At 72.4% G+C, this 25,163-nt stretch carries 22 protein-coding genes; 11 read left to right on the forward strand and 11 right to left on the reverse strand.

The genetic code is table 11. From position 1 onward, the window contains the following. Positions 1 to 135: 135 nt before the first annotated feature. From J2S41_RS28720 to J2S41_RS28745, 6 genes are all read right to left on the reverse strand, one after another. Complete coding sequence (locus tag J2S41_RS28720) at positions 136 to 5,028, reverse strand: DNA repair ATPase (protein WP_310372234.1); 4,893 nt, start codon at positions 5,026 to 5,028, stop codon at positions 136 to 138. Beyond that, entirely contained in the window at positions 5,025 to 7,037 is a 2,013-nt protein-coding gene (locus J2S41_RS28725) for an SPFH domain-containing protein (protein ID WP_310372235.1), read from the reverse strand. The genes J2S41_RS28720 and J2S41_RS28725 overlap by 4 nt, the downstream gene beginning before the upstream one ends. A gap of 51 nt (positions 7,038 to 7,088) precedes the next feature. Next, positions 7,089 to 7,760: an OB-fold-containig protein gene (locus J2S41_RS28730; protein ID WP_310372236.1), complete on the reverse strand. Its 672-nt coding sequence runs from the start codon at positions 7,758 to 7,760 to the stop codon at positions 7,089 to 7,091. Between the two features lie 81 nt (positions 7,761 to 7,841). Beyond that, positions 7,842 to 8,246: a hypothetical protein gene (locus tag J2S41_RS28735; RefSeq protein ID WP_310372237.1), complete on the reverse strand. Its 405-nt coding sequence runs from the start codon at positions 8,244 to 8,246 to the stop codon at positions 7,842 to 7,844. Between the two features lie 11 nt (positions 8,247 to 8,257). Continuing rightward, the gene (locus J2S41_RS28740; RefSeq protein ID WP_310372238.1) at positions 8,258 to 8,788 is read right to left on the reverse strand and encodes an EndoU domain-containing protein; all 531 of its coding nucleotides are present in this window, start codon (positions 8,786 to 8,788) and stop codon (positions 8,258 to 8,260) included. Next, positions 8,781 to 9,275, reverse strand: a complete 495-nt coding sequence (locus J2S41_RS28745) for a WXG100-like domain-containing protein (protein ID WP_310372240.1) — start codon at positions 9,273 to 9,275, stop codon at positions 8,781 to 8,783. The genes J2S41_RS28740 and J2S41_RS28745 overlap by 8 nt, the downstream gene beginning before the upstream one ends. 116 nt (positions 9,276 to 9,391) lie before the next feature. Between J2S41_RS28745 and J2S41_RS28750 the strand changes: the two genes are divergently transcribed. Then, positions 9,392 to 10,345 carry an IS481 family transposase gene (locus tag J2S41_RS28750; RefSeq protein ID WP_310372241.1) on the forward strand — a complete coding sequence of 318 codons (954 nt, stop codon included), beginning with the start codon at positions 9,392 to 9,394 and terminating at the stop codon, positions 10,343 to 10,345. Here J2S41_RS28750 and J2S41_RS28755 read toward each other — a convergent pair. Further along, positions 10,342 to 10,665 carry a WXG100 family type VII secretion target gene (locus J2S41_RS28755; RefSeq protein WP_310372243.1) on the reverse strand — a complete coding sequence of 108 codons (324 nt, stop codon included), beginning with the start codon at positions 10,663 to 10,665 and terminating at the stop codon, positions 10,342 to 10,344. The two genes, J2S41_RS28750 and J2S41_RS28755, sit on opposite strands and share 4 nt — an antisense overlap. Positions 10,666 to 10,674: 9 nt before the next feature. After that, positions 10,675 to 11,502, reverse strand: a complete 828-nt coding sequence (locus tag J2S41_RS28760; RefSeq protein ID WP_310372245.1) for a hypothetical protein — start codon at positions 11,500 to 11,502, stop codon at positions 10,675 to 10,677. 96 nt (positions 11,503 to 11,598) lie between these two features. Here J2S41_RS28760 and J2S41_RS28765 point away from each other — a divergent pair, with 96 nt between their 5' ends. Next, positions 11,599 to 12,117, forward strand: a complete 519-nt coding sequence (locus J2S41_RS28765; RefSeq protein ID WP_310372247.1) for a GNAT family N-acetyltransferase — start codon at positions 11,599 to 11,601, stop codon at positions 12,115 to 12,117. 16 nt (positions 12,118 to 12,133) lie between these two features. On the opposite strand, the gene J2S41_RS28770 is transcribed toward J2S41_RS28765, so the two are convergent. Further along, positions 12,134 to 13,105: an expansin EXLX1 family cellulose-binding protein gene (locus tag J2S41_RS28770; protein ID WP_310372249.1), complete on the reverse strand. Its 972-nt coding sequence runs from the start codon at positions 13,103 to 13,105 to the stop codon at positions 12,134 to 12,136. A 111-nt stretch (positions 13,106 to 13,216) separates the two neighbouring features. Here J2S41_RS28770 and J2S41_RS28775 point away from each other — a divergent pair, with 111 nt between their 5' ends. From J2S41_RS28775 to J2S41_RS28815, 9 genes are all read left to right on the forward strand, one after another. Then, the gene (locus J2S41_RS28775) at positions 13,217 to 14,059 is read left to right on the forward strand and encodes a MurR/RpiR family transcriptional regulator (protein WP_310372251.1); all 843 of its coding nucleotides are present in this window, start codon (positions 13,217 to 13,219) and stop codon (positions 14,057 to 14,059) included. A gap of 14 nt (positions 14,060 to 14,073) precedes the next feature. After that, the gene (gene hutU / locus J2S41_RS28780; RefSeq protein ID WP_310372253.1) at positions 14,074 to 15,702 is read left to right on the forward strand and encodes a urocanate hydratase; all 1,629 of its coding nucleotides are present in this window, start codon (positions 14,074 to 14,076) and stop codon (positions 15,700 to 15,702) included. After that, positions 15,699 to 16,892 carry an allantoate amidohydrolase gene (locus tag J2S41_RS28785; RefSeq protein WP_310372256.1) on the forward strand — a complete coding sequence of 398 codons (1,194 nt, stop codon included), beginning with the start codon at positions 15,699 to 15,701 and terminating at the stop codon, positions 16,890 to 16,892. The genes hutU and J2S41_RS28785 overlap by 4 nt, the downstream gene beginning before the upstream one ends. Next, entirely contained in the window at positions 16,883 to 18,190 is a 1,308-nt protein-coding gene (locus J2S41_RS28790; RefSeq protein WP_310372258.1) for a formimidoylglutamate deiminase, read from the forward strand. The genes J2S41_RS28785 and J2S41_RS28790 overlap by 10 nt, the downstream gene beginning before the upstream one ends. Beyond that, entirely contained in the window at positions 18,187 to 19,350 is a 1,164-nt protein-coding gene (hutI, locus tag J2S41_RS28795) for an imidazolonepropionase (protein ID WP_310372260.1), read from the forward strand. The genes J2S41_RS28790 and hutI overlap by 4 nt, the downstream gene beginning before the upstream one ends. Continuing rightward, positions 19,347 to 20,882 carry a histidine ammonia-lyase gene (gene hutH, locus J2S41_RS28800; RefSeq protein WP_310372262.1) on the forward strand — a complete coding sequence of 512 codons (1,536 nt, stop codon included), beginning with the start codon at positions 19,347 to 19,349 and terminating at the stop codon, positions 20,880 to 20,882. The genes hutI and hutH overlap by 4 nt, the downstream gene beginning before the upstream one ends. Before the next feature lie 43 nt (positions 20,883 to 20,925). After that, on the forward strand, positions 20,926 to 21,501 hold the full coding sequence (locus J2S41_RS28805; RefSeq protein WP_310372264.1) for a SigE family RNA polymerase sigma factor: 576 nt from the start codon (positions 20,926 to 20,928) through the stop codon (positions 21,499 to 21,501). Continuing rightward, the gene (locus J2S41_RS28810) at positions 21,501 to 22,208 is read left to right on the forward strand and encodes a hypothetical protein (RefSeq protein WP_310372266.1); all 708 of its coding nucleotides are present in this window, start codon (positions 21,501 to 21,503) and stop codon (positions 22,206 to 22,208) included. Before J2S41_RS28805 ends, J2S41_RS28810 begins: the two co-directional genes overlap by 1 nt. Before the next feature lie 88 nt (positions 22,209 to 22,296). Further along, on the forward strand, positions 22,297 to 22,968 hold the full coding sequence (locus J2S41_RS28815) for a histone deacetylase (protein ID WP_310372268.1): 672 nt from the start codon (positions 22,297 to 22,299) through the stop codon (positions 22,966 to 22,968). 21 nt (positions 22,969 to 22,989) lie between these two features. On the opposite strand, the gene J2S41_RS28820 is transcribed toward J2S41_RS28815, so the two are convergent. After that, positions 22,990 to 23,460 carry a hypothetical protein gene (locus tag J2S41_RS28820; RefSeq protein ID WP_310372269.1) on the reverse strand — a complete coding sequence of 157 codons (471 nt, stop codon included), beginning with the start codon at positions 23,458 to 23,460 and terminating at the stop codon, positions 22,990 to 22,992. Between the two features lie 281 nt (positions 23,461 to 23,741). Next, positions 23,742 to 25,157: a Si-specific NAD(P)(+) transhydrogenase gene (gene sthA / locus J2S41_RS28825; protein WP_310372270.1), complete on the reverse strand. Its 1,416-nt coding sequence runs from the start codon at positions 25,155 to 25,157 to the stop codon at positions 23,742 to 23,744. Positions 25,158 to 25,163: the final 6 nt, after the last annotated feature.

A 25,163-nucleotide genomic window follows, 5' to 3' on the forward strand; every position in this document is an offset into this window, starting at 1 on the left:
ACCGGCGCCGTGGCAGCGGCGCCCGCAAGATCCCACAACCCCTCAACCGGCGATGAGGATTATTCAGCGCGGTGGAGACCATCGCGGTGACCCCGCTATAGCGAGTCGGTCCGGTTCGGCGCTGAATAATCCTCACTAATCGGACGTCATCGACCGCGCCGCCGCGGCGCGGTCGATGGCCTCCTCCACGGCCGCCACCCGGTCGGCCAGCAGCCCGACCGCGCCGACCGCCCGGCTCATCGGGTCGTCCCCGGCCCCGCCCAGCGCGGCCTGCCGGAGGAACGCGGCCTTGACCTCGTCCCACCGGGCGCGCTGCGCCGGGGTGAGCCGGCCGCGCAGCTCCGCGAGCTTCAGCAGGTTCGCCTCCGCGCCGCCGGTGAGCGTCTGCGCCTCGCCGAGATAGTGGTCGTCGAGCACGGTCTCCAACTCGGCGTCGTTCATCACCGGCACGATGCGCTCCGCGAGCTTGTTCATGTTGCGGTACGAGCCCTGCAGCTTGAACGGCGGCTCCGTGCGCGACTCCTCCGCCTGTGCCGCGGACGCGATGTACGCGCGGTTCACGGTGAGCACGACCTCCTGGACCCGCAGCAGCTTGCGCAGCACCGCGAGGATGCCGTCCAGCTCGACCGCGGAGTACGGATGCGCCAGCCGGTCCGCGCGCGCGGTCCCGTCGCCGCGGGCCAGCCGGACCAGCAGCTCGATGTCGCCGCGCTCCCGGGTGGAGAGCGGCGCCAGCACCGGGTTCGAGGTGAGCGCGTTCTCGATGTAGGAGAGCGCGAACAGGTCCTCCCGGCCGGAGAGCACGTCGCCGAGGTTCCACACGTCGGCCCGGTTGGCGAGCATGTCCGGGATGCGGAAGCGCTGGCCGCTCTCGGTGTACGGGTTGCCGGCCATGCACACCGCGAACCGCTTGCCGCGCAGGTCGTACGTGCGGGTGGCGCCGTCCCAGACGCCTTCCATCCGCCGCTGCGCGTCACACAGCGAGATGAACTTCTGCAGCAGCTCCGGGTTGGTGTGCTGGATGTCGTCCAGGTAGAGCAGCACGTTGTTGCCCAGCTCCAGGGCGAACGAGATCTTCTCCACCTCCTGCCGCGCGGTCGCGTTCGGCGCCTCGGCCGGGTCGAGCGAGGTCACGCCGTGCCCGAGCGCCGGGCCGTTGACCTTGACGAACACCAGGCCGAGCCGACTGGCCACGTACTCCATGAGCGTGGTCTTGCCGTAGCCGGGCGGCGAGATGAGCAGCAGCAGGCCCATCTGGTCGGTGCGCTTGGCGTCGCCGGCCGCGCCGAGCTGGCGGGCCAGGTTGTCGCCGATCAGCGGCAGGTAGATCTCGTCGAGCAGCCGGTTGCGGACGAACGCGCTCATCACCCGCGGCGTGTACTCGTCCAGCCGCAGCCGGGCGCGTTCCGCGCTGGCGAGCGCGGTCCGCTGCCGCTGGTAGTCGCGGTACGCGGGCATCCGCTGCTCGCGGAACCGGCGGGTGCGCGGCAGGAACTCGTCAAGCCGCACGGTGAGCGCGCGGTCGGCGATCCGCGGGTGCGCGCCGAGCAGGCCGGTGACCCGCTCGCTGAGCGCGGCGGACGAGTCGTGCCGGGCCAGGTCCGGCGCGAGCAGCAGCGCGACCGCCTCGGGGAGTTCGGCCGGGGCGTCCGCGCCGGTGGAGGCGAGGTAGGCGCCGAGCCACGCGCCGGCCAGCTGGTGCCGGGCGGCGAGGTCGCCGTCGAGCGCGCGCAGGTCCTCGTCGAAGTCGCGTCCGGAGGGCGCCACGGTGCCGCCCAGCGCACGCCGGAAACGATCGAGGAGGGTACGGGCGTCCGCGCTGGTCACGAACCCGAACGGCTGCCCGGCCAGCTCCTCGACCAGGTACTCCCCCACCTGGTCCGGCTCGTCGACCGGCAGCCCGGCCTCACCCAGGAACACGGCGGCGTCCGCGCCCAGCTCCGCGGCGAGGGCGGCGAGCGCGGGCCCGGCCGTGCCGAAGACCGCCCGCGCGCGGATCAGCGAGGAGGCGCGGCGCGTCCAGACCGCGCGGTCCTCCTCGGCGACGCCGTACGCCCAGAAGAGCTGCGCCGCCGCGCGCACCGCCGGCGGGTAGCGCAGCAGTCCCGCGCCCGCGTGCAGGCGCAGCAGCGCGTCCAGGATCAGCGCAGCGTCGACGTCGTGGACGCCGCGCTCGTACCCCTCGTCGTACCGGGTCTCGGCCTCGCGGCGGACGATGTCGCGCAGGTCCGGGCCGATGGGCAGGTCGCGCGAGGTGGCGAGCACGGTGGCGGCCAGGTGTTCGGCCCGGTAGACCTCCGGCGACTCGGAGACGAGTAGCTGCTCCCAGAACGGCCGGGTGGCCGCGAACGCCGGGTCGCGGACCGGGGCCCGGAAGTCGGTGGCGGTGATCGCGAACGTCATCCCGCCGTCGTGCGGCACCATGGTCAGGTCCACGGCCTGCGTGTTCACCGCGAACCGGTGCTTGCCGAGCCGGATCGTGCCGCCGCCGTCCGCGAACAGGTCGAGGCGGTCGCGCAGGGACCGGCCGGCCTCCTGGCGCGCGGCCTTCACGCGACCGGCCAGTTCCTCCGCGCGCACGCTGTCGCCGAGCGCGCGCAGCTCGTCCGCGACCGAGTGCAGCTTCGCGACCATCGGGTCGGTGGCGAAGTAGGTGTTGACCTCGTCGAGCGTGCCGAGCGATGCGACCCGGCGGGCGACGCTGCCGAGGATCCGCTCCGCGGAGTCGACCAGCCGGTCCGCGCGCCGCGAGCGGTCGTCCAGCAGCGCCTGCTTCCGGGAGGAGAACGCCTCGTAGACGTCGGTGCGCTTGGTGGACAGCTGCGCCAGGAAGTCGTCGAATTCGGCGAACCGGGACTCCAGGTTCTCCAACTGCAGCATCAGCCGGCCGAGCTGCTCGTCGCACCGCTCGGGCGTGTCCGCGGCCGCGAGCGCGCCGGTGATCGCCTGCCCGAGCAGGGCGAACTCGGCGGCGAACTCGGCCCGCCCCTCCCGGTCGAGCAACTGCCGGCGGCGGCCGTCCAGGACGGCGCGGGCCCGGTTGAGGCCGCCGAGCACCTCGCCGACCCGCTCCAGGATGCCGACCCGGACCGTGGCGTCCGCGATGTCCAGCGAGCCGACCACCTCGGTGACCGTCTGCAGGCCGGTGGCCTGGGCGTCGAGCCGCTCCGCCACCTCGGCCGAGGACGCCACCGTCTCGATCGCGCCCGCCGTGGTCTCCAGGTCGGCGACGACCGCGTGGTACCCGTCGAAGGCGTCGGCGCCGCTCAGATACGTCACCGCGCGCTGGGCGAACGCGGACGTCTCGGCCTCGAGCTCGGCCAGCAGCGTGTCCAGCGCACCGAGGTCGAGATAGCGCAGCTCGCGCAGCGAGACCAGCCGGCCCTGCGCGGCACGCAGCACGGCCAGCCGGGTGATCCAGTCCTCCGTGGACGTCGGCGTCTCACCGCGGGACCGCCGGATCATGGCGGTGACCTCGGAGGACGCGGTGCCGAGCGCGGTCGCGGCCTGGGCGGTGAGTGCCTGCACCTTCTCGAACTCGTCCAGCACCTGGCCGGCCGTGGTCCGTACCTCGGTCAGCGGCGCCGCCAGGTCTCCCAGCTCCGGGTCGCCGAGCCAGTGGTAGTGGTCGAACGCGCGCGTGCACGCCGCGATCAGGCCCTCGTAGACCGCCTGGGACGGGCTCATCTCGCCGACCATGCGCGCGATCGAGACCGCCTCGGAGATGCCCCGGACCAGCTCCGCGTTGCCGATCCGGGCCAGCGTGCCCGCGCCGGCCGGCTGCGTGGCCGCGTACGTGTCGGACAGGAACGGCGTCTGCCACACCTGCACCGGGTGCACGCGGGTCGGCTCGTCCGTGGCGGACCGGAACACGATCAGCGTGCCGTCGTCGAAGAGCGAGTACCCGTGGCAGGTGAACGGGTTCGCGACCTCCTTGCGGATCAGGTTGTACGGCAGCAGCAGGTAGCGGCCGTCGGTGCGGGCGTGGAAGACGTAGAGCACGTCCTCGCCGTTCGGCGACCGGATGGCCTTCTCGAACTCCAGCCCCTGCACGTCCGTGTCGAACGTCTTGGTGACGCCGGTGTCGAGGTAGTAGCCGCCCGGGAAGATGATTCCCTGGTCCTCGGGCAGCCGCTGGCAGGCCTGGCCGATGCCGTCGAGCCGGGCGACCGTACGCGTGCGGGTGTTGAAGACCAGGTACCGGTGCACGGTCTCCTTGTACGGCAGCACCTTGAGCAGGATCAGCGTGCCGACCCGGGCGTAGCCGACCTCCGCGTCGGCCAGGCTCTGCAGCGGCTCGTCGACCGGCTCGCCGTAGATGCCCTCGCCGTCCTCGGTGTTGTTCTCCACCTTGATGGTGAGCGTGCCGCCGACCGTCTCGACGAAGACCTCGTCCTCGATCGAGATGTGCGGGTGCCGGCCGAGGACGTGCTGGTCGCGGGTGGTCTCGGTCCACTCGAAGTCGTGCGCGGGCGGGAACACGTGCTCGCGCTCGCCCCGGTTGTCGAGGTAGGACACCGTACCGTCGGGTGCGGTCCGCCAGCGCAGCACGCGCAGGTCGTCGCCGCGCGCGCCGGTCTGGAAGACGGCCAGCAGCCGCCCCTCCATCCGGCGCAGCTGCAGCAGCCGCGTCTGCCGGTAGTACCGGTACAGCTCCGCGAAGTCGCGCTGGAAGCGCTCGTCGTCGAGCAGCCCCGGCACCGGCCCGGGCTCGCTGAATGCAAAACCGTCGCCGCCGGTACGCCCGAAGCCGTGCAGCGAGAACACGTCCGCGACCGACGTCTCCGACTTGAGCCCGATGAAGACGTTGTAGCCGAACAGCATCCGCCCGCCCACGGACACGATGTCGCGCGGCACGCAGTTGTTCTCGGTCCGGATTCGCTCCGTGCCGAGCAGGCGCAGTTCGGCGCCGCCGAACGTCTCCGCGCGCTGGGCGTTCAGCCGTTCGGCGCGCCGGGCGAGCTCCGCGGCCTGCTCGGCGAGCCGGCCGCGGAGCACCTCGTAGGTGCCGGCGTCCACGTCGGTCACTTGGCGGCCGGGGCCAGCTCGGCGACGGTCTTGTCGGCCACGCCGTGCCGGCGCGCGGTCTCCAGCAGGTCACGCAGCCGCGCCTCGTCCTGCCCGGAGGCGGCCTTCATCTGCTGGATCAGGAACGCGGAGAGCGTCAGGTGGGACACGTCGGACGTGGAGACCGAGCCGAGCAGCTTCGCCAGATCGGCCGGGAGGTTACCGTTGCCGTTCACGTACGGCGCGACCAGCGACCGCGCCACGTCCGAGTTGGCCAGGAACCCGTCCACGCTCTTGCCGAGCGTGATCGAGCCGAGCAGCTTGTCGAAGAAGACGCTGTCGCCGCCGACGATGTCGATGTTGGCCTTCTCCAGGCCGGCCGCGACCACCATCGCCTGCGACTCCGCGACCTGCCGGTGCACGTCGATGCCGGCCAGCCGGATCTCCTTCTCCGCCTCCAGGCGCAGCCGGTACTCCTCGTGCTCGCGGGACGCGTCGGACAGCGCGGCCATCGCGGCCGCCTTCTCGGTGAGACCCTCGGCCTCGCCCTTCAGCTTCTCGCGCAGCGCGTCCGCACCGGCCAGGGCCTTCTCCCGCTCGACGATCGCCTCGGCGCGGCCGACCTTCTCGATCGCCTCCGCGTTGCGCTCCTGCACCTGGACCTCGGCCAGACCCTCGGCGGCCGCGGTGGCCTGCTTGGCCTCGGCCAGCCGGATCTGCGCGCGGGTTTCCAGCTCGGCTGCCTGCTGGCGCGCCTCGGCGAGGGTGAGCTGCTCGCGGGCCTTGAACTTCGCGGCCTGCTCCGCGGCCTCGGCGGCCTTGATGTTCTTGACCAGGACCTCCTGGGCCTCGGCCTCGGCGTTGATGATCACGGCCTGGCGGGTGCGCTCGGCCTCCTCGACCACGCGCAGGCGCTTGATGTTCTCCTCCTGCTCGGCCACGGTCTTCTCGACCGCGATCCGCTCCCGGACCACCTCGGCGATGGAGCGCTTCTCGGCCTCCACCTCCTTGTCCTTGGAGATGGTGGAGAGCTCGGTCTCCCGCTGGCGGGCGATGACCTCCAGCATGCGGTCCTTCTCGATCCGCTCGGTCTCGATCGCGATCACGCGCTCCCGGTTCTTCGCCGCGACCGCGATCTCCCGGGCCTGGTTCTCGGCCTGGATGCCCAGTTGCTCATCGGTGCGCAGGTCGGCCGTGCGGGAACGAAGGCGCTCCTCCGCGTACACCTTGGAGGTCTCGGCCTCCTCGCGGGCGCGCATGGTCTCGATCTCGCGCTTCTGCCGGATCTCCGCCTCGGCCTGGCGGCGCTGCAGCTCGAGGATCGCCTCGCGGGCGTCCACGTTCTGCCGGGTGATCTCCTTCTCCTCGGAGCGCTGGAACTCGTTGGTGCGCACGTTCTCGGCCGCGGTCAGCTCGGTGATCTTCCGGATGCCCTGCGCGTCCAGGATGTTCTTCGGGTCCAGCCGGCCGACCGGCGTCTGCTCCAGGAAGTCGATCGCCGCGTCCTCCAGGCTGTAGCCGTTGAGGTCGGTGCCGATCACCGCGATGATCTGGTCGCGGAACTCGTCGCGCTTGGTGTAGAGGTCGACGAAGTCGAGCTGCTTGCCGACCGTCTTCAGCGCCTCGGAGAACTTCGCGTTGAACAGCTCCTGCAGCGTGTCCTGGTCACTGGCGCGCGCGGTGCCGATCGCCTGCGCCACCTTGATGACGTCCTCGATCGTCTTGTTCACCCGCACGAAGAACGTGATCCGGATGTCCGCGCGGATGTTGTCGCGGCAGATCAACCCCTCGTTGCCGGTACGTTCGATCTCGATGGTCTTCACCGAGATGTCCATCACCTCGGCCTTGTGCAGCACCGGCATCACCACGGCACCGGTGAACGTGACGTCCACCTTCTTCACCTTGGAGATGATCAGTGCCTTGCCCTGCTCCACCTTCTTGAAGAGCCGGCTGACCAGGAAGGCCAGGCCGAGCAGAACGAGCAGGACGACGGCGAGCAGCACGCCGAGACCCGTGGTCAGCACATCCATCGAGAATCCCTTTTCTGGGAGGGGTGGGGGTGAGAAGAGGGCGCGAGCCGATTACGCGGAACGGTCGGAGAGCCCGGCGCTCTCGGCCGGCATGACCCAGAAGAACTCGCCGTCGGCGTCGAAGTCGTAAATGATCGCCTTGCTGCCGGCGCGGAGCTTCTCGTCGCCCGGCTGGCGAACCTGAATGATCGAGGAGGAGCCGTCCACCGCGTGCACCTCGGCCTGGCCGAACGTGGCGGTCACCGAGCCGGTGCGGATCACGCAGGTGGCGCCCATGAAGTCGCCGCGCGACGGCTGCGGGCCGACCGGCATGATCCGCGACAGCAGCCCGGCCAGCACGCGCGTGATGCCGAACGCCAGGATCAGCGCGACCACGACCACCAGCAGCGACAGCACGACCATCAGGCCACCGTTCAGATCCGTGGTGCCGAGCGCCACGGTCCCGGCCAGGCTCGCGAACCAGGCGAACGCCACCAGCAGCGAGACGATGACCGTGACGGGCACGCCACCGAACCCGAGCCAGGCGAAGAACCCGCCGAGCCCGCCGGCCTCACCCGCGTCGCCCGCGTCCCCGTCCAGCCCGTCAGCATCGACCCCACCACCGAGCAGATCCAGGTCGGCTCCGCCGACGAGCACCAGCCCCCAGTACCCGACCACGACGACGAGCAGGAAGCTGAACAACACCGCCGGAAACCCCAGCGCGGCATCGATGAACCCGCCCATCCCGGCAGCAGCCTCCCCCGTGACCTGCGCTTTCAACAGTCACGATGATCGCACAGCGGGTCAAGGCCGAAGATCGGCTCTTCAGCCGAGATGATCGAGACAGGGATGCTGGCGCCCGAACTCCGCACTCCACGCCTCGATTTGCGCTGCCCGGTCCTCCGCCGCGGGCGTCAGCCACTTCCAGTACTCGATGATCACCGAGTGCGCCTCGTCAAAGGTGTAGTCCTCGCCCGACTCCACGAACATGTTCTGCACCCGCACGTCGGACGGGGTGACGAACGCCTGATACGCGTTTCCCTCGATCACCTCGGCGTCCCGCACGCCCACGCGGACGTCCTCCAGGATCGCGAGGAACTCCAGGCACTCCGGCGCGTACGACTGGATGTCGCTGGTCATCCACGAGCCGAGATCCTTGAAGAAGCCCGTGTCGGACCGGAACGTCATGAAGCCGTCCGCCGTGCGGTAGAACGAGATCGAATCGCGCATCTGCACACCACTCACGTAATGACCGGGAACGCCGTCTTCCAGCGGTCCGAGCCTGGGTCAACAAAACCGGAGATCGTCATGCCGTTGGGGCCGGGGCCGTACCAGCGCTGAGAGTTGTTGGGGTCCATCGTGCGATTCCGGAACGCATGCGAGATCGCGTCATCGACCTGTTGTGGCGTCCACCGGTCCGGGAAGAACGTGGACTGCGCGTTCTTCGGAATCCAGGTCCCGTTCGGCGCCTGCACGTCGACCCTCGCGCGATAGACGCCGTCCGGCCCATGCTGAGTGATCATCTCATTGCCGTTGGCATCCCGGCGCACCCGTGCACCCGGCGGGTTCTGGCCCTGATAGCGGTGATGGAATCCGGACGCGCCGGGCGTGTTGTTCGGCGGGTAGAACTTGACTTGCCCCTGGAAGACGTGTTGGTAGCGGTGCTGCTTCATCCGGCTTCGCAGCCACGCCTCAACCTTCTTGAACAGGCCCGACTCACGCTTGGCGGACCGGCGGCTCTGGCCCGGGCGGCGCCGTGCGTTGCTAGCCATTGAGCACCGCGTCGATCGCGAGGCCGAGGAGTTGGTCCAGGACCAGCTTGGTCAGCATGCGGAAGATCGGGATCTCCAGCAGCGACGCGCCGAACGTGACGACCGCGGTGGCGATGGCCTGTGCGATCTGGATCGCCAGGATCGTTACCTGGATGATCACGTTGATCTTCAGGGCCAGCACCAGGCCCGCGACCACGAACAGGCCCGCGCCGACCATGGTCGCGGCCGTCGCGGCGTCGCCGAGGTTCGCGGTGGGGCTCTCCGCACCGGTCCACGCGGTCTTGAACGCGTCCACGCTCATCCCGGAGCCCTGGGTCCACACCTCCGCGGCGGTGGCATCGGCCTGCCCGACGCCACCGGAGAGCGTCTGGCCGAAGCCGATCCAGGCGTTGCCCATCTCGAACAGCTTGGTCTCGTCGGCCTCCGGCCATGAGAAGCCGAGCGCGCCCAGCACGCTGACCAGTTCTCCCGGCAGTTGCAGTCCCATGCTCTAGCTGTGCTGTCCCGGGACGTTGGTGACGGGTACGGGATCTTGAACGGGTGAGGACCTTCCGGATAGGTGTGGAGCTACCAGACAGCCGCACCTACTCCAGGAAGGTCCTCATGACGCACGCTAATGCATCCCTGACACCGACCGGGCGGCTGCGCCTGGCCCGCTGCGTCGTCGATGACGGATGGCCGTTACGGGCCGCCGCGGCACGGTTCCAGGTCTCGCCGACCACCGCACAGCGGTGGGCCCGCCGCTACCGCGAACAAGGACCAGCCGGGATGACCGACCGTTCCAGCCGACCGCACCACAGCCCCGCACGCACCCCCGCCCCGGTCGAGGCACACGTCCTCGCGATGCGCCGTGCGCACCGCATCGGCCCTGCCCGGTTGGCCACCCGCGCTGGTATCGCACCGTCGACCGCGCACCGCATCCTCGTCCGGCACGGCGAACCAGTCCTGGCCTGCCTGGACCGGGCCACCGGCGAACCCGTACGCCGCTACGAACGCGACCAGCCCGGTGAACTCGTCCACATCGACGTCAAGAAACTCGCCCGTATCCCCGACGGCGGCGGACACAAAACCCTCGGCCGGCCCGCCGGCCGCGCCAACCGCAACGGCGCGGGCTACGCCTACATCCACACCGCCCTCGACGACCACAGCCGCCTGGCCTACTCCGAAATCCTTCCCGACGAAACCGCCGCCACCTGCGCCGGATTCCTACGCCGCGCCACCGCATGGTTCACCGCACACGGCGTGCGCGTCCACCGCGTCCTGACCGACAACGCCTGGGCCTACACCAAAAACACCTGGCACACCACCTGCGCAGACCTCGGCATCCAACCCCGCCACACCCGGCCCTGGCGACCCCAGACCAACGGCAAAGTCGAACGCTTCCACCGCACCCTCACCGAAGAATGGGCCTACCACCAGCCCTACACCACCGACACCGCCCGCAACAACGCCTACCCACACTGGCTCGACTGGTACAACTACCACCGACCCCACACCGCCCTCGGCGGCCACCCACCCGCCCACCGCGTCACCAACCTCCCGGAACAGCACATCTAGCCCAACTCCTGCTGGATGCCCTGGAAGCCGGCCGCGTTCCCGTCCTCGGCGGCGGCGAAGTTGTCGGCCATCACCGTGACGTTGCCGCCGTACAGGTGCATGTCCTCGAGGTTGGCGTCCAGGCACTCGAACGCGATGTCCCGGATCGCGGTGTAGACCAGACCGATCATGCTGCCGAGATCGTCCGCGCCCCACGGCTCGCCGTAGCCGGCCAGCTCGTTCTCGAACGCGGTCAGCGCGTCGTCGATCTCCCCGACGGAACGCTGGATGCCCTCGCCGGAGCTGCGCATCCCGTCCGGATCAACGTGGAACGTCTGCATGAGTCTCCCCTACGGCTCACCGATGCGGTTCATGATCGAGCGCAGCGCCGTCGAATAGGCGGTCATCTGCGCCAGGCTGGCCTCGCGCAGCTCCTCCATCCGGCGGGACAGGCCGGCCAGGTCCGCGGCGGGCGCGCCGATCTCCGGCGCCGGCGACGGCTCGCTCAGCGCCGCGTTCACCGCGCGCACCACGTGCGCGGCCACCTCGTGCGACTGCGCGCGGGCCAGCTCCGGGCCCAGCTCCAGCCGGACCTCGCCGCCGAACGCGATGACCGCGGCCACCGGGCCGTCGACGGCGCGGCGCTGCGGCTCGGACCGGTCGCGGGTGGCGGCGCCGGCCTCGCGCAGGCCCTGAGCGGTCGCGCTGAGCAGGTTGTCCAGGCCGGTCGCGCGCGGGTCGCCGGCCATGCCGGTGCGCGGGCCGAGGTCCGCGATCACGGCGCCGAGTGCCTGCTCGATGCGGGCCATCGCGCGGGCGCCCTCGGCCTGCACGCCCTGCAGCATGTCGCCGAGCGCGGCCAGGTCCGGCGGCGCCCCGGCCAGCAGGCCGGCGTCGCGCTGCCCGCGCAGCGCCGCGGTGACCGCGGCCGCGCAGAACCCGCCCAGTTCGTCCAGGTCACGACGCATCAGCACGGCTTCGATCTCCAGCCGGTCGAGGCGGCCCGCGCGCGCCACGGCGCGCACCTGGCCGTCCGCGGCCTCGCCGGTCGTCGCCTCGGGCGTCTCGCCGGGCACGTCCTCCGGCCGGACGCGGCCGGCGCGGAGGTCGTCCAGCGCGTTCCGCAGCTGTCGCTTGCGCTCCTCGGCCGGTTCGTCGTCGCTGAATGCACGCGTCACGCCGGCCACGCTAGGACGCGCGCGCAAACGGAGACGCGGGTCGCAGTTCGGCGTCGCGCGCGGGCCGGGAGCGCGGGACGCGGCGAGAATGGTGGGATGAGCGTGGTCTGGCGGGTGGATCCGGAGCTGACCGAACGGCTGCGGGAGGAGATCGTCGACCTGTGGCACGCGGCGTCCGAGGCCGGGGGTGCGGTGGGGTTCGTGCCGCCGGTGGAGCGGGATGCGGTGGCGGCGGTGGCGCGGGCGACGTTCGAGAGTGTGGCGGACGGGGAGGATCGGCTGCTGGTCGGGCATGACGACGGGCGGCTGGTCGGCTTGCTGTTCTTCACCGGGAACCGGTCGGGGCTGCGGATGCACTGGCGCACCCTGAAGCGGGTGATGATCCACCCCGAGCGGCAGGGCCGGGGGTACGGGCGGGCGTTGCTGGCCGAGGCCGAGCGGGTGGCGCGTGAGTCGGGGCTGGAGGCGCTGCACCTGACGGTCCGGGCCGGGAACGACACCGAGCGCTTCTACCAGCGCGCCGGCTACAAGGAGGTCGGCCGGATGCCGGGCGCGATCCGGGTCGGGCCCGGCGACGACCGGGACGAGATCCATATGTGGCTCCCGCTCCGCTGACCGGGCCCGATCGCGGTCAGCCGCAGGCGGTCTTCTGGACCTGCAGCGTGGCGGCGGCCAGCGGCCGCACGTCGATCTCGTCGCCGGCCGTGGCGGACGGGGACGCGGAGGCCGACGGGGACGCCGACGCGGACGCGGAGGGCGACGGAGGCGTGGGCTTCGGTGCGGCCTTGGCCGGGGCCGGCGCGGTCGCCGGGCCGGGGTCGCCGCCGGAGGCCGAGCCGGTGTTCGCACCGGCGCCGTACATCTTCACGCCGCTGGCCTGCGTGCTGCCCGGCGACAGCGTGACGCCGTCCACGGTCGCGGTGTTGCCCCGCACGTCGGTGGCCTTGATCGTGAACGGGCCGGGGCCGAGCCCGCTGTCCGCCTGCCAGTAGTTGTAGTCGTACTTCTTCAGCGTGACGAACCCGCCGCCGGCGGACTTCGCCTGTACGGACCGCAGCGCGTTGCCGGTGTTGTCGATCCGGACCGAGAACCAGTACTGCGAGGCCCCCTCCTTGATCCGGAAGGTGAGCGGGCCGGGCAGCGGTGGGTTGACGGCCGTGCGGTACGTGACCGGGATGATGCCGTCGACCGGGTTACCGATTCTGGCGAACGCCTCCGTGCTGAGGTCGATATGGCCCTGCGCGCACTCCGGGCACTGGTCCACCACCTTGACCCGGACCGTGCCCTTCGGGCCGGTGACGTCGAGGTATCCGCCGCAGGCGGCCGCGTCCGCGTATTCGCCGGGGCCCATCGCCACGTGCAGCGAGTCCGCGGGCGGGCCGTCGTAGGAGCAGTTGCCCCCGCCGCCGGCGATGTCGTAGAACGTGGCCTTGCCGCTCAGCGCGGCCGCGCACGCCGCGGACGAGCCGGACTGCAGCATCAGCGCCAGCCCGACCACGCCGGCGAGCCCGGCGACCCCGGCGGCGGCCAGCCAGGTGACCATGGACTTCGGCCGGCGGCGCTTGCCGGGGAGCGTGGACAGCACAGTCGTCTCGTCATGCACGCCGGGGATGCTTCCGCACGTCGCGTGGCGGGGGCCAGGTTTCTAATCAGAACCTAAGAGAACGTCACCCGGTCGTTGCCCGCTGAATGACTTCATGCATACGATCTTTTCGTGAATCAAAAAGGCGCAGAACGCGTGCTGGCGCTCTTCGCCGACGTCCGCCTCACGCCCACCCAGCGGCGGATCGCGCACACGCTGGTCCAGCACGCCGGCGCGGCCGCGTGGCTGTCCGCCGCCGAGGTGGCGGACCTGGCCGGCGTCAGCCAGCCGTCGGTGACCCGGTTCGCGATGGCGCTCGGCCACGACGGCTACCCGGCGCTGCGGCAGCGGCTGCGCGAGGCCGCCACCGGTGGTCCGGCCGAGGCCCCGGGCCGGCAGTCCACCGAGGTGCAGCACGCGGTGCGGCAGGAGATGGCGAACCTGGAGCGGCTCGCCGACGACCTGGACGACGCGGACCGGCTGACCGCCGTGGGCGCGCTGCTCGCCGGGTCGCGCCCGCTGCCGGTGGTCGGACTGCGGGCCGCCGCGCCGCTCGCGGCGTACTTCGGGTTCTTCGCCGCGAAGGTGCTGCCCGACGTGCGGGTGCTGGACTCCGGTGGCACGCTGCTGACCGATCGGCTGGAGCAGGCCCGCGCGGCCGGCGCGACCGCCATGCTGGCGATCGTGCTGCCCCGATATCCGCGCGAGGCGCTGGACGCGCTGGCCGAGGCGCGCGCGCTCGGCCTGCGCACCGTCGTGATCACGGATTCGCCGGTCAGCCCGGCCGCGGAGCCGGCCGAGGTCGCGCTCACCGCGCGGGTCGGGGCCGGACTGGTCTTCGACCTGCACACCGCGCCGATGACGCTGGCCATGGTGCTGCTGCAGGCGATCTGCGACGCGGTGCCGGACCAGGCACAGCGGCGCCTGGAGGAGTTCGAGTCGTCGGCCGCGCGCCGCCAGGTCTTCGTTCCCTGACTGAGGAGTCGAGCATGCCGGAGCCGATCAGGGCGCCCCGCGGCGCCACCCGTACCGCGAAGGGCTGGCCGCAGGAGGCCGCGCTGCGCATGCTGATGAACAATCTCGATCCGGACGTGGCGGAGCGGCCGGAGGACCTGGTCGTCTACGGCGGGACCGGGCGGGCCGCGCGGGACTGGCCGTCGTACCACGCGATCGTGCGGGAGCTGGGCGAGCTGGCCGACGACGAGACGCTGCTGGTGCAGTCCGGGCGGCCGGTCGGCGTGTTCCGCACGCACGAGTGGGCGCCGCGCGTGCTGCTGGCGAACTCGAACCTGGTCGGCGACTGGGCCACCTGGCCGGAGTTCCGCCGGCTGGAGAAGCTGGGGCTGACCATGTACGGCCAGATGACGGCCGGATCGTGGATCTACATCGGCACCCAGGGCATCCTCCAGGGTACGTACGAGACGTTCGCGGCCGTGGCGGCGAAGCGGTTCGGCGGCTCGCTCGCCGGCACGCTCACGCTGACCGCCGGCTGCGGCGGCATGGGCGGCGCGCAACCGCTGGCCGTGACCATGAACGGCGGCGTCTGCCTGATCGTCGACGTGGACCCGGCCCGGCTGGAGCGCCGGGTGCGGACGCGCTACCTCGACCGGGTCGCGTCGTCGCTGGAGGAGGCGGTGACGCTCGCGCTGGCCGCGAAGCGAGAGCGGCGGGCCGTGTCGATCGGCGTCGTGGGGAACGCCGCGGCCGTCTTCCCGGAACTGCTGCGGCGCGGCGTCGAGATCGACATCGTGACGGATCAGACCTCGGCGCACGATCCGCTCTCCTACGTGCCGCTCGGCTCGCCCACCGGACTGAGCCCGGAGGAGCACACCGAGCGGGCGCGCGCGTCGATGGCCGCGCACGTGGAGGCGATGGTCGGGTTCCTGGACGCGGGCGCGGAGGTGTTCGACTACGGCAACTCGATCCGCGGCGAGGCGCGGCTCGGCGGCTTCACGCGCGCGTTCGACTTCCCCGGGTTCGTGCCCGCGTACATCCGGCCGCTGTTCTGCGAGGGGAAGGGGCCGTTCCGGTGGGCGGCGCTGTCCGGTGACCCGGCGGACATCGCGGCCACCGACCGCGCGGTGCTGGAGCTGTTCCCGGAGAACGAGTCGCTCGCCCGGTGGATCAGGCTGGCCGGCGAGCGGGTGGCGTTCCAGGGGTTGCCGGCGCGCATCTGCTGGCTGGGGTACGGCGAGCGGGACGTCGCCGGCGTCCGCTTCAACGAGATGGTGGCGTCCGGCGAGCTGAGCGCGCCCGTGGTGATCGGCCGCGACCATCTGGACTGCGGGTCGGTGGCCTCGCCGTACCGGGAGACCGAGGCGATGCGCGACGGCTCGGACGCGATCGCGGACTGGCCGCTGCTGAACGCGCTGCTCAATACCGCGAGCGGCGCGAGCTGGGTGTCGCTGCACCACGGCGGCGGCGTGGGGATCGGGCGGTCGCTGCACGCCGGGCAGGTGTGCGTGGCGGACGGGTCCGCGCTGGCCGGCGAGAAGATCCGCCGGGTACTGACCAACGATCCGGGGATGGGCGTGATCCGGCACGTGGACGCGGGCTATCCGGAGGCGGCCGAGGTCGCGTCGGCGCACGGCGTGACGATCCCGATGGCCGCGTCGTGAGCGCGTTCACCGACCTCTGGCGGGAGCTGGCGGACGTCGGCGGGTCGCCGGAGCAGGGCTACGTCCGGTTCGCCTGGACGCCGGCCGAGTGGGAGCTGCGGAGCTGGTTCCGGGCCCAGGCGCGGTACCGGGACCTGGCGTTCGAGGTGGACGGCAACACCACGATGTGGGCCACCTGGAACCCGGGCGGCGCGGCCGGCCCCGCGGTCGTCACCGGCAGCCACCTGGACTCGGTGCCGCACGGCGGCGGCTACGACGGGCCGCTCGGCGTGGTGTCCGCGTTCCTCGCGGTGGACCTGCTGCGGCGACGCGGCGTGACGCCGGCCCGGCCGATCCGGATCGCCGCGTTCGCGGAGGAGGAGGGCTCCCGGTTCGGCGTCGCCTGCCTCGGCTCGCGGCTGATGACCGGCGCCTTCGACCCGGGGCGGGCCCGCGCGCTGACCGACCGCGACGGGGTCACGCTGGCGGAGGCGCTGTCCCGGTACGACTTCGACCCGGCGCGGCTCGGGCCGGTGCCGCTGGACGGCGTGCACGCGTTCGTGGAGCTGCACGTCGAGCAGGGGCGGGCGCTGACCGTACCGGTGGGGATCGGCTCCTCGGTCTGGCCGCACGGACGCTGGCGGATGGACTTCACCGGCGAGGGCAACCACGCGGGCACCACGCTGATGGGTGACCGGCGCGACCCGATGCTCACCTACGCGTTCTCGGTGCTGGCCGCGAACAAGGAGGCACGGGTGCACGGCGCGCACGCCACGGTCGGCCGCGTCGCGGTGCACCCGAACGCGACGAACGCGATCCCGTCCCGGGTGACCGGGTGGCTGGACGCGCGCGCCGCCTCGACCGAGACGCTGGACGCGCTGCTGGCGAGCCTGGGCTCGAAGATCGCCACCCGCGCGGCCCGGGACGGCACCGGGTTCACCATCACGGCGGAGTCCACCACCGGGGAGATCGGTTTCTCGGACGCGCTGATCCGCCGGTGCGTCACCGTGCTGGGCGAGGACACGCCGGTGCTGCCGACCGGTGCCGGCCACGACGCGGGCGTGCTGTCCGGGTCCGTACCCACGGTGATGCTGTTCGTGCGGAACCCGACCGGCGTCTCGCACGCGCCGGCGGAGCGCGCGGAGGACGAGGACTGCGAGGCCGGCGTGACCGCGCTCGCCGCGGTGCTGGAGGAGCTGGCATGCCGGTGACCTGGCACGCCGACCTCGCCTGGCTGGGCGACGCGCCGGCCGCTAACGTGCTGATCACGGCGGACCGCGGGCGGTTCACCGCGGTGACGCCGGGCGTGCCCCGGCCGCCGGGCGCGGAACGGCTGCGCGGGCTGACGCTGCCCGGGCTGGCGAACGCGCACTCGCACGCGTTCCACCGGGCGCTGCGCGGGCGCACGCACGCGGAGCGCGGCACGTTCTGGACCTGGCGGGAGCGGATGTACGCGGTCGCGGACCGGCTCACGCCCGAGTCGTACCTGGCGCTGGCCCGCGCCGTGTTCGCGGAGATGGCGCTGGCCGGGGTGACCTGCGTGGGCGAGTTCCACTACCTGCACCACGCGCCGGGCGGGCAGCGCTACGACGACCCGAACGAGATGGGCGCGGCGCTGATCGAGGCGGCCTCCCAGGCGGGCATCCGGATCACGCTGCTGGACACCTGCTACCTGACCGCGTCCGTGAGCGGGGAGCCGCTGCGCGGGCCGGCGCAGCGGTTCGGCGACGGCTCCGCGGCGGCGTGGGCCGCACGGGCCGGCGAACTGCGGGCCCGGCCACACGCCAGGATCGGCGCCGCGATCCACTCGGTCCGCGCGGTGCCGGCCGATCAGCTCCCGGAGGTCGTGGCGTGGGCGCGGCAGCGGCGGGCCCCGCTGCACGCCCACCTCTCCGAGCAGCGCGCGGAGAACGAGGCCGCCCGGGCGGTGCACGGCCGCACCCCGGCGGAGCTGCTGCACGACGCCGGCGCGCTCGGGCCGTCGACCACGGTCGTGCACGCCACCCACCTCACGGACGCGGACGTGGCGGCGCTGGGCGGCAGCCGTACCCGCGTCTGCCTGTGTCCCACCACGGAACGCGACCTCGGCGACGGGATCGGGCCGGCCGCGGCGCTCGCCGCCGCCGGATCGCCGCTGTCCGCCGGCAGCGACAGTCACGCCGTCATCGACCTGCTGGAGGAGGCACGCGCGGTGGAACTGCACGAACGCCTGCGCACGGAGCGGCGCGGGCACTTCCCGGCCGCGGCGCTGCTGCGCGCCGTGACCGCCGGCGGGCACGCGTCGCTCGGCTGGGACGACGCCGGCACGATCGCCGCGGGCGCCCGCGCGGACCTGGTCACGGTCACGCTGGACAGCCCGCGCACGGCCGGGACCGACCCGGCCGGCATCGTGTTCGCCGCGACCGCCGCGGACGTCACCGACGTGACCGTGGACGGCGAGCGGATCGTCCGGGACGGCCGGCACGCCCGGCTGGACGTCGCCGCCGCGCTGCGCGGGGCGATCGCATGAACCTCCTGGTCGATCGGATCGGCGAACTGGTCACCAACGATCCCGCGCGCGGCCGCGGGCCGCTCGGGCTGCTCCGCGACGCCGCCGTGCTGGTCGAGGACGGCCGCGTCGCCTGGATCGGCCGCGCCGCGGACGCGCCCGCCGCGGACCGGCGCCTGGACGCGGACGGCCGCGCGGTGCTGCCCGGCTTCGTCGACAGCCACTCGCACCTGGTCTTCGCGGGGGACCGGGCGGCCGAGTTCGCGGCGCGGATGGCCGGCGAGCCGTACACCGGCGGCGGCATCCGGACCACGGTCGCGGCCACCCGGGCCGCCTCCGACGACGAGCTGCGGTTCGCGGCCGGCCGGCTGCGCGAGGAGGCGCTGCGGCAGGGCACCACCACGATCGAGATCAAGAGTGGGTACGGCCTGTCCGTCGCGGACGAGGCCCGCGCGCTACGGATCGCGCGCGAGCTGACCGACGAGACCACGTTCCTCGGCGCGCACGTGGTGCCCGCGGAGTACGCCGGCCGGGCCGACGATTACGTGTCGCTGATCTGCGGCCCGATGCTGCGCGCCGCCGCGCCGCACGCGCGCTGGATCGACGTGTTCTGCGAGCGCGGCGCGTTCGACGCGGACCACGCCCGGGCCATCCTCACCGTCGGGCAGGCGGCCGGCCTGGGCGCGCGGATCCACGCGAACCAGCTCGGGCCCGGCGACGGCGTCCGGCTGGCGGTGGAGCTGGACGCGGCCAGCGCGGACCACTGCACGCACCTGAGCGACGCGGACGTGGACGCGCTCGCCTCGTCCGCGACCGTGGCGACACTGCTGCCCGGCGCGGAGTTCTCCACCCGGTCGCGGTATCCGGACGCGCGCCGGCTGCTGGACGCGGGCGCCACGGTCGCGCTGGCCACGGACTGCAACCCGGGCTCGTCGTACACGTCGTCGATGCCGTTCTGCGTCGCGCTGGCGGTCCGGGAGATGCGCATGACGCCGGCCGAGGCGGTCTGGGCCGCGACCGCCGGCGGCGCCCGCGCGCTGCGCCGCGACGACGTCGGCGTGCTCCGCCCGGGCGCGCGCGCCGACCTGGTCGTCCTCGACGCCCCGTCCCACCTGCACCTGGCCTACCGGCCGGGAGTGCCGCTGATCAGCGATGTCGTGCACAACGGAGTGAAGCTATGACCGTCCTCATCACCCCGCTCGGCGTCTCCGCCGAGGACGTGGTCGCGGTGGCCCGCGAGCGCCGTTCCGTGACGATCTCGCCGGAGGCGCGCGACAGCATGGCCCGCAGCCGGGACATCGTCGACCGCATCGAGGCCGGTGGCCGCCCGGTCTACGGCGTCTCCACCGGCTTCGGCGCGCTGGCGAACACGTTCATCAGCCCGTCCCGTCGCGCCGAACTGCAGCACGCGCTGATCCGCTCGCACGCGGCCGGGGTCGGCGCGCCGATGCCGCCGGAGGTGGTGCGGGCGATGATGCTGCTGCGCGCGCGGTCGCTGGCGCTCGGCCACTCCGGCGTCCGCCCGCTGCTCGCCCAAGCGCTGGTCGACCTGCTCAACCACGACATCACGCCCTGGGTGCCGGAGCACGGCTCGCTCGGCGCGTCCGGCGACCTGGCCCCGCTGGCGCACTGCGCGCTGGTGCTGCTCGGCGAGGGCTGGGTGCTCGGCAAGGACGGCGCCCGGCTGGACGCGGCCGTCGTCCTGGCCCGGGCCGGACTCTCCCCGATCAGCCTGGACTCCAAGGAGGGGCTGGCGCTGATCAACGGCACCGACGGCATGCTCGGCATGCTGCTGCTGGCGATCGAGGACGCGCGCCACCTGTTCACCATGGCGGACGTGACCGCGGCGCTCGCGGTCGAGGCGATGCTCGGCTCGGAGCGGCCGTTCCTGCCCGAGCTGCACGCCATCCGGCCGCACCCGGGTCAGGCCACGTCCGCGGCGAACATCCACCGGCTGCTCCAGCACTCGGCGATCATGGATTCGCACCGCGACGACCTGGCGCACGCGGTGCAGGACGCCTACTCGATGCGGTGCGCGCCGCAGGTGGCCGGCGCGGCCCGGGACACGCTCGCGTTCGTGACCACCACCGCGGCCCGCGAGCTGGTCTCCGTGGTCGACAACCCGGTGGTGCTGCCGGACGGCCGCGTCGAGTCCACCGGAAACTTCCACGGCGCGCCGCTGGGGTTCGCCGCGGACTTCCTGGCGATCGCCGCGGCCGAGGTCGGCGCGATCGCGGAGCGCCGGGTCGACCGGCTGCTCGACGTCTGCCGGTCCCGCGACCTGCCGCCGTTCCTGTCGCCGGACGCGGGCGTGAACTCCGGCCTGATGATCGCGCAGTACACGGCCGCCGGGATCGTCGCGGAGAACCGCCGGCTCGCGGCGCCGGCCTCGGTCGACTCGCTGCCGACCAGCGGCATGCAGGAGGACCACGTGTCGATGGGCTGGGCCGCGACCAAGAAGCTGCGCACCGTGCTGGACAACCTGACCAGCATCCTCGCGGTGGAGCTGCTCAGCGCGGTCCGCGGCATCCAGCTCCGCGCGCCGCTCACGCCGTCGCCGGCCGGGCGGCTCGCGGTCGAGGCGGTGGCCGCGTTCGCGGGCGCGCCCGGACCGGACATCTTCCTGGCGCCCGCGATGGAGGCGGCGCGCGAGGTGATCGCCGGGCGGTCGCTGCGGGCGGCGATCGAGCAGACCGTGGGAGAACTGGCGTAGGCCCCGTGCAACCCCTGTGCCGTACGAGTGGGTCAGGGTGAACGTGAGACAGGACAGAGGCTCGGGACGATCCGAGCGCGACGAGCAGTTCCACGATTTCGTGGCCGACCGGCGCGGACATCTGCTCCACACCGCCCGGCTACTGACCGCCGGTGACGGTCACCTCGCCGAGGACCTCGTGCAGACGGCGCTGACCAAGCTCTACGTCTCCTGGACGGCGTACCGCCGGGCAGCCAACCCGGACGGCTACGTCCGCAGAGTGCTGGTCAACGCGCTCATCACGGAACGCCGCCGAGCCTGGTGGCGCTTCGAGCGACCGTCCGAGCGCCTGCCGGAGCGCGCCGACGCGGAATCCGTGACGGCCGACACGGATCCGGAGCTGGCCCATGCTCTGGGCGAGCTCCCGCCGCGGATGCGCGCCGCGGTCGTCTTCCGCTTCTTCTACGAGCTGGACGTCGCGGAGACGGCGGAGGCGCTCGGCTGCTCGACCGGCACGGTCAAGAGCCAGACGTCCCGGGCCCTGGAAAAGCTGCGCGTCGCGCTGGAGCGATCCGCGGCACCGCGTTCCACACGTTCCCAGCACACCACCATGCCTCAGAAAGAGGAGTTGATCCGATAATGGATCTGCACAGCCGCATGGAGCGTCTCGGTGGCGCGATCGAGCGGCCGTCCGCCGCCGCCGTCGAGACCGACCTCATCCGCGGTCGCCAGGCCCTTCGGCGCCAGCGGTTCGCCCAGGTCGCCACCGGATCCGCGTTCAGCGTCGTGGCCGTCGCGACCGCGGTCGCGCTGACCGTGGGCGGGCCGGGTGGCAGCTCCACGCCGGTCGCCGCGCCGCCGCCGGCCACCGCCTCGGCGGCCTCCGCCGCGCCCGAGGCCGCGGCCGGCGGGGTCAAGCTGGTCGCGTTCACCGAGGAGCAGCCGCAGAACTTCACCATCGACGTCGTGCCGGAGGGCTTCTTCATCCAGGAGCAGAGCGAGTACGGGCTGATGCTGGCCCCGACCTCCGTGCAGAGCCCGGGCCCGGGCGTCAACCCGTCCACGGACCCGATGCACGACCCGAATTCCTTCGACCGCAAGATCGGCGTATACGTCCAGCAACACGGATACACCCCCGACGACGGCAAGGCGATCAAGGTCGGTGCCAAGGACGCCAAACTGCGGAACGCGGGGGGTGAGACCCGGCAGGTCGTCATCCCGGAGCGGCCCAACGTCGACCTCGTCATCCAGTTCGACGGCGAGTACGGCCTCACCGAGCAGCAGATGATCGAGATCGCCGCGGGCGTGCACGCCGGCGAAACCGCCCTGGACGCCCACGACAAGTAACCCCCTGATCCGTCTGACCGGGCCGGCGATTCGCCGTTCCGGTCAGACGCCGTTGCGCCGGGCGCCGCCGGCATGCAGGGTGAGCCGCATGACGATGCACCCATTGATCTGGTACACCGCGTACGGCTCGAACATGCACGCGACCCGGCTCGGCTACTACCTCGGCGGCGGGCGGCCACCGGGCGGGCGCCGGACCTACCCCGGGTGCCGCGACCCGTCACCGCCACGCCGCACGGTCGGCTCCACGCTGCCCGGCGGCATCTTCTTCGCCGGCGAGTCCCCCGCCTGGACCGGCGGTGCCGCCTTCTACGACCGGCACCTGCCCGGCACCGCCGCCGCCCGCAGCTATCTGGTAACGGTGTCGCAGTTCTCCGACCTCGCGGCGCAGGAGATGTACCGGCCGCCCGGCACGGACCTCGACCTGGGCCCGGTGCTGGAGCGCGGGCACGTGAGGCTGGGCGACGGCCGCTACGAGACGATGGTGCACGCGGGCGACCTGGACGGGCATCCGATGATCACGTTCACCGCGCCGTGGTCCGCCCGCGAGGCCGCGCTGAACGCGCCCGCCGCCCGCTACCTCGAAATGATCTCCAGCGGGCTGCACGAGGCACACTCCTGGAGCCCGCCGCAGATCGCCGCCTACCTGGCCGGCCGGCCCGGCGCGGCCGGCGCCTGGACGATCCCCCGGCTCACCGCGCTGGCTCGGCGCGGCATCGAGCTGGGCATGCTGGTCGCGGCCCCGGACCCGGACGGCGCCTGACCCGCCGGCCCGCGGGCCCGATCACTCGAGCGCCGCGCGCGCCGCGTCGAGGAACCGCAGGCGCGGCTCCTCCAGGGCGTCGCGCACGCTGTCCCGGCCCGGATCGCCCTCCCACACCGAACCGTTGAGCACCAGGAAATACGCCCGCGCCGCCTCGTGCACCGGCAGCGGGAACAGCATCCTGATCATGCGCTCCTCGATCCAGAAGCGGTTCATCACCTCATGGGTACGAACCGCCCAGTCGTCGGTGCCGTCCCAGTCGTCCGGCCGGTTCAGCGCCGACCGTTCCGCCTCGGCCGCCACGCTGATGAACCGCTCCAGGTACGCCAGCCGCTCGTCCCGCCGCCGCTGGGCCAGCTCGACGTTCCGCCGCCGCTCCTCCATCCGCGCCGCCGCCCGTTGCGTGCTGCTCTGCACCAGGTAGGACAGTCCGCCACCGATCGCCACGCCGCCCAGCGACGTGATCGCCGCCCACACCTCCACCGCCGCCATGCCGGACATCGTGGCAACTCCGTGCCGCGCGGGCCAATCCGTCCGGGGCCGCGAGTCGCGGCGGCGACTCGCGGACCGCGTCGATCGCGTGATCTCCCCGGCCCCCACGGCACCGGCTCCGACGCGGCGGCGGAGCGGCGGCGGAGCCGCCGCGAGGTTGGCCCGCGGGAGCATGCGGGCCGCACCACGCCGGGGGCGGGAAAATCTCTTGAAGATCACCGCGTGACGGTGGAAGGACGGCCGATGAGGATCGACCGCCCTGAACAGACCCGAGTGACTTCTCAGGTGGCGATGCGGTGGATGTGGCGCATCTTGTTCATCGCGTCGAGCGCCGCGACCTTGTAGCTCTCCGCCAGCGTCGGGTAGTTGAAGACCGCGTCCACCAGGTAGTCCACCGTGCCGTCGCAACCCATCACGGTCTGGCCGATGTGGACCAGCTCGGTCGCGCCGGTGCCGAAGACGTGCACGCCGAGCAGCTTGCCGTCGTCCGGCGAGACCAGGAGCTTGAGCATGCCGTACGAGTCGCCGATGATCTGCCCGCGGGCCAGCTCGCGGTAGCGGGCGATGCCCACCTCGAACGGGATGCGCGCCTCGGTCAGCTCGTCCTCGGTGCGCCCGACGAAGCTGATCTCCGGGATCGTGTAGATGCCGATCGGCTGGAGCTGGTGCATGTCGCGCGCGGGCTCGCCGCAGGCGTGGTGCGCGGCGAGCCGGCCCTGCTCCATCGAGGTGGACGCGAGCGCCGGGAAGCCGATGATGTCGCCGACCGCGTAGATGTGGTCGACCGTGGTCTGGTAATGCTCGTTCACCGAGATCCGGCCGCGGTTGTCCGCCTCCAGCCCGGCGTTCTCCAGGTTGAGGTCGCTGCCGAGGCCCTGGCGACCGGCCGAGTACATCACCGTGTCGGCGCCGATCCGCTTGCCGCTCTCCAGCAGCGCGATCGCGCCGCGCGGATGCCGCTCGACCGAGGCCACGGTCTCGCCGAACCGGAACGTGACGGCCAGGTCGCGCAGGTGGTACTTCAGGCTTTCGATGATCTCCAGGTCGCAGAACTCGAGCATCCGGTCGCGGCGCTCGACCACGGTGACCTTGGTGCCGAGCGCGGCGAACATCGACGCGTACTCGATGCCGATCACGCCGGCGCCGACCACGATCATCGAGTTCGGCACGTGCTCGAGGTTGATGATCCCGTCCGAATCTATGATCGTCCGGTCGTCGAAGTCGACCGTGGACGGGCGGGCCGGCCTGGTGCCCACGGCCAGGATGATCTTCTCGGCGGTCACCTTGGTCTCGCGGCCGCCGTCGTCGTTGACGGAGACCGTGTGCTCGTCGAAGAACCGGCCGGTGCCGGTGAGCAGCCGGACGCGGTTGCGCTGCAGCTGGCTGCGGATCACCTCGATCTCGCGGCCGATCACGTGCGACGTGCGCGCGCTCAGGTCGCCGACCGTGATGTCGTCCTTGACCCGGTAGTCGCGACCGTACATCTCCCGCTGGTTGAGGCCGGTCAGGTAGACCACGGCCTCACGCAGCGTCTTGGACGGAATGGTGCCCGTGTTGATGCACACGCCACCGATCATGTTGCGCCGCTCGACGATGGCGACCCGTCGATCCAGCTTCGCCGCGGCGATCGCGGCCTTCTGCCCGCTCGGGCCCGATCCCAGCACCAGCACGTCGAAGTCGTACACGACACTCATCATGCCCTG

This window comes from Catenuloplanes atrovinosus (assembly GCF_031458235.1).
Taxonomy (GTDB): Bacteria; Actinomycetota; Actinomycetes; order Mycobacteriales; family Micromonosporaceae; genus Catenuloplanes; species Catenuloplanes atrovinosus.